Origin of the sequence: Citrobacter sp. wls706, from assembly GCF_005281305.1 — a bacterium.
Lineage (GTDB): Bacteria > Pseudomonadota > Gammaproteobacteria > Enterobacterales > Enterobacteriaceae > Citrobacter > Citrobacter werkmanii.
Map to the genome: position 1 here is coordinate 1 of NZ_SZXG01000008.1, position 4,162 is coordinate 4,162.

Here is a 4,162-nt window from a genome sequence, read left to right on the forward strand (position 1 = left end):
GCACCGCCGTAGGTTTTAGCCAGTACGGTAGTGATTGCAGCGGTCAGCGTTGTTTTACCATGGTCAACGTGGCCGATAGTACCGACGTTAACGTGCGGTTTAGTACGTTCAAATTTTTCTTTAGACATCGATTGTCCCTCTAAGACACGGATAAATCGGTGATATCACCACATCAACCAGGCAATATACCTGAGCTGTTGAATGCTTTTAAAAGTAAACAGAGAGAAACGGGAAGGAGAAGTGAAGTGGTGCTGATACCCAGAGTCGAACTGGGGACCTCACCCTTACCAAGGGTGCGCTCTACCAACTGAGCCATATCAGCACGTCTGGAGCGGGCAGCGGGAATCGAACCCGCATCATCAGCTTGGAAGGCTGAGGTAATAGCCATTATACGATGCCCGCATCCTGAAACTCGGCTACCCAGTTCTTTCTGTAACAAAAAAGAGATTTCTCTCTTTTATGTTCGAGCTGATTAATTTTTTAACCAACTCAGGCGGCGATAACGCTGCCAGAAAGTGGTGGTGGGGGAAGGATTCGAACCTTCGAAGTCTGTGACGGCAGATTTACAGTCTGCTCCCTTTGGCCGCTCGGGAACCCCACCGGACTTGATGGTGCCGACTACCGGAATCGAACTGGTGACCTACTGATTACAAGTCAGTTGCTCTACCTACTGAGCTAAGTCGGCATCAAGTAGCGCGCATTTTATGGAGACCTGCGCACTCATGCAACTAAAAAATTGCATAAAATGTTCTATCGCTCACATTTTGCACTATACGTCCGATAAATAATCTATTTCTTCGTATGATTGGACAAATTTCCAACGGCGCGCGCCCTTCCAAAGGCAAGTTTTGCGCCGCCATGCGCTCATCCATAGAGAGAAAGTACCTCTTTATACATCTGGAATAGCCGTCACATTGCTTTTCAGGGGATGATTTTTTCTTATTATTCCCCCTCATCTGGTGTTACCCTCCTGCCCATTGTCCAAATTAACTGAAATGTGCGTGCCATTGCGTGCCGGGGATGATTTCGTTTTTTTACCGCAGACCTGATATAGCAATGACAGCCAGACCATGCGTATGAGTATAAAAGAGCAAGCGTTAACGTCGCCTTACCTACAGTTTGATCGCAACCAGTGGGCTGCGCTTCGTGATTCCGTGCCAATGACTCTGACCGAGGAAGAGATTGCTCGTCTGAAAGGCATTAACGAAGACTTGTCGCTGGAAGAAGTTGCCGAAATTTATTTGCCTCTATCGCGTTTGCTAAATTTTTACATCAGTTCGAACCTGCGACGTCAGGCGGTGCTGGAGCAATTTTTAGGCACTAACGGCGAGCGTATTCCTTATATTATTAGCATTGCTGGCAGCGTCGCCGTTGGCAAAAGCACCACAGCTCGTGTTTTACAGGCACTATTGAGTCGCTGGCCTGAGCATCGTAAGGTTGAGTTGATTACGACCGACGGTTTTCTTCATCCTAATCAGGTATTGAAAGATCGTGGACTCATGAAGAAGAAAGGCTTCCCTCAGTCCTATGATATGCACCGCCTGGTTAAATTCGTTTCCGATTTGAAGTCAGGCGTACCTAACGTCACGGCGCCGGTCTACTCTCATCTTATCTATGATGTGATCCCTGATGGCGACAAAACCGTTGCCCAGCCTGACATATTAATACTCGAAGGGCTTAATGTATTACAGAGCGGGATGGATTATCCTCACGATCCACATCATGTATTTGTTTCTGATTTTGTCGACTTTTCTATTTATGTTGATGCGCCAGAAGAATTACTCCAGACGTGGTATATCAACCGCTTCCTGAAATTCCGCGAAGGGGCATTTACCAACCCAGACTCTTATTTCCATAATTATGCGAAATTGTCGGAAGATGAGGCAATCAACACGGCTACATCGTTATGGAAAGAGATTAACTGGCTGAATTTAAAACAAAATATTTTACCAACGCGTGAGCGAGCCAGCTTGATTATGACCAAAAGCGCCAATCATGCCGTTGAAGAGGTCAGGCTACGTAAATAAATTAATAAGGGGAGCTACAGCTCCCCTTATTATTATTCAGCACTTCTGAGCGATATTTCTCCGCCCATCCAGGGTTTTATCACGCCATTTTGTTCAAGCAATAATGCGCCTTGTGCATCTATTCCACGCGATACCCCAAATATTTCTTTATCGCCAATAATGAGTTTTACCGGACGGTCGATAAAGTTGTCCAACTTCTTCCAGCGGGACAGATAAGGTGCCAGGCCCTCATGCTCAAACAGTACCAGCGCAGCGCGCAGCTCGCGGATCAGTCGGGCAGCAAGGGTATTGCGGTCAATATTAATTCCCGCTTCCTGGAGATTAATCCAGCCCTGATTAACGACATTCTCTTCTACCCGGCGCATGGCCATGTTAATACCCGCACCGATAACAATTTGCGCGGCATCGCCCGTCTTACCCGTGAGTTCAACCAAAATTCCGGCCAGTTTACGATCGAGCAGATAGAGATCGTTCGGCCATTTCACGCGAACTTTATCCGCACCCAGATCGCGTAAAACCTCCGCCATGACAATACCAATCACCAGACTCAAACCAATTGCGGCTGCCGGTCCTTGCTCTAGTCGCCAGAACATTGAGAGATACAGATTGGCGCCAAACGGTGAGAACCACTTACGTCCGCGACGACCACGACCGGCCTGCTGATACTCAGCGACGCAGGCATCCCCTGACTCCAGTTGACCAATGCGGTCCATCAGGTACTGGTTGGTTGAGTCGATAACCGGCAGAACCGTGACATTCCCCCTATCCAACTGAGAATGAATCAGTGATGAGTCTAATAACTGGATAGGCTCAGGTAAGCTGTATCCTTTACCGGGAACAGTAAATACATCAACGCCCCAGTCGCGTAGCGTCTGAACATGCTTGTTGATTGCCGCGCGGCTCATTCCCAGCTGTTCACCAAGCTGCTCACCGGAATGAAATTCACCATCGGCTAACAAGGAAATAAGCGTCAGGGGGACGGTATTATCTTTCATGCGATGATCTCCACAGCATTCACTTCACCCTGTGGGCCAATAAATCTGACCTCAGGTTCAAGCCAGACATTGAATTTCTCACCGACGTTTTGGCGTACATGATGCGCTAGTTGCACCACATCCTGACTGGTCGCACGGTCTGCATTGATCAGTACCAGTGCTTGCTGCTGATGTACCGCTGCACCACCAATACGCATGCCTTTTAGCTGGCATTGATCGATAAGCCAGCCGGCAGCCAGTTTCACTGAACCATCAACCTGTGGGTAATGAGGCGCGGTCGGGAATTTAGCCAGCAGTTCCTGCGCAACGTGCGCTGTAACAACCGGGTTTTTAAAGAAACTACCCGCATTACCGTTAACTTTCGGGTCGGGCAGCTTTGTTGTGCGCATATGACAGACAGAATCAAAAACCTGCTGAGGCGTCACGGTTGCGGGATCCAGACGAGTCAGGTCACCATAAGTGAGAACGGGCTGCCACTGTTTAGGCAAGCGCAGACCAACGGCAACAATTGCGAAACGATCCTGGTATTCATGCTTGAAGATGCTGTCACGGTAACCAAAACGGCATTCCGCGGCGCTGACGCGCAGATGTTTGCCGGTTGACAGTTCAACGCAGTCCACATATTCACAGACACGCTGCAGCTCCACACCATAAGCACCAATATTCTGAATGGGAGATGAACCGACGCATCCGGGAATGAGTGCCAGATTTTCCAGCCCTGGCATACCTTCTTGCAGCGTGTGCTGTACCAGATGATGCCAGTTCTCACCGGCACCTACGTGCAGATGCCACGCCTCAGGTTGTTCTGTGATCTCAATGCCCTTGATTCGATTGACGATCACCGTTCCATGGAAGGTATCGAGAAACAGGACGTTACTCCCCTCGCCCAGGATCAGTACTGGATGATGTGATGCATTCGCTGATTGCCAGGCATTCAGCAGTTGTTGCTCATTTTCGGCGCAGACAAACTCATTAGCTTGTTGATCGATACCGAAGGTGTTCCAGGCTTTAAGGGAGTGATTCATAGACGCTTTCCTGATGCAAAATCGCACTTAGTTTACCGCATATGCCGCAGGATGGCTTGTGTTATGGAGGCGAGGGGGTTGCTTTGGTAGGCCGGATAAGGCGTTTACGCCGCAT

Annotated in this window: 4 protein-coding genes, 4 tRNA genes and 1 pseudogene; 2 read left to right on the forward strand and 7 right to left on the reverse strand. The window is 48.9% G+C overall.

Annotation, left to right across the window (positions count from 1 at the left end; genetic code table 11):
• The 5 genes from FDW92_RS03575 to FDW92_RS03595 all read right to left on the reverse strand — a co-directional run.
• The coding region (locus FDW92_RS03575; RefSeq protein ID WP_000031651.1) for a GTP-binding protein at positions 1–128 on the reverse strand (128 nt) is incomplete at its 3' end.
• A gap of 118 nt (positions 129–246) precedes the next feature.
• Positions 247–322: transfer RNA gene (locus tag FDW92_RS03580), tRNA-Thr, on the reverse strand.
• A gap of 5 nt (positions 323–327) precedes the next feature.
• Positions 328–402 (reverse strand) — tRNA-Gly (locus tag FDW92_RS03585).
• A gap of 114 nt (positions 403–516) precedes the next feature.
• Positions 517–601 (reverse strand) — tRNA-Tyr (locus FDW92_RS03590).
• An 8-nt stretch (positions 602–609) separates the two neighbouring features.
• Positions 610–685 (reverse strand) — tRNA-Thr (locus FDW92_RS03595).
• A 19-nt stretch (positions 686–704) separates the two neighbouring features.
• On the opposite strand from FDW92_RS03595, the pseudogene FDW92_RS23165 reads away from it, so the two are divergent.
• Together FDW92_RS23165 and coaA are read left to right on the forward strand one after the other, a co-directional pair.
• A pseudogene (locus tag FDW92_RS23165) lies at positions 705–773 on the forward strand (hypothetical protein); the annotation flags it as partial.
• A gap of 303 nt (positions 774–1,076) precedes the next feature.
• Entirely contained in the window at positions 1,077–2,027 is a 951-nt protein-coding gene (coaA, locus tag FDW92_RS03605) for a type I pantothenate kinase (RefSeq protein WP_032940924.1), read from the forward strand.
• Between the two features lie 32 nt (positions 2,028–2,059).
• Here coaA and birA read toward each other — a convergent pair whose 3' ends face one another.
• Together birA and murB are read right to left on the reverse strand one after the other, a co-directional pair.
• Complete coding sequence (birA, locus tag FDW92_RS03610; protein ID WP_042314244.1) at positions 2,060–3,022, reverse strand: bifunctional biotin--[acetyl-CoA-carboxylase] ligase/biotin operon repressor BirA; 963 nt, start codon at positions 3,020–3,022, stop codon at positions 2,060–2,062.
• The gene (gene murB / locus FDW92_RS03615; protein WP_042314246.1) at positions 3,019–4,047 is read right to left on the reverse strand and encodes a UDP-N-acetylmuramate dehydrogenase; all 1,029 of its coding nucleotides are present in this window, start codon (positions 4,045–4,047) and stop codon (positions 3,019–3,021) included. The genes birA and murB overlap by 4 nt, the downstream gene beginning before the upstream one ends.
• Positions 4,048–4,162 lie beyond the last annotated feature (115 nt).

What these genes read in the sequence shown, in the direction of transcription:
- birA (WP_042314244.1), bottom strand. Translation starts at nt 3,022, where the DNA reads ATGAAAGATAATACCGTCCCCCTGACGCTTATTTCCTTGTTAGCCGAT.
- coaA (WP_032940924.1), top strand. Translation starts at nt 1,077, where the DNA reads ATGAGTATAAAAGAGCAAGCGTTAACGTCGCCTTACCTACAGTTTGAT.
- murB (WP_042314246.1), bottom strand. Translation starts at nt 4,047, where the DNA reads ATGAATCACTCCCTTAAAGCCTGGAACACCTTCGGTATCGATCAACAA.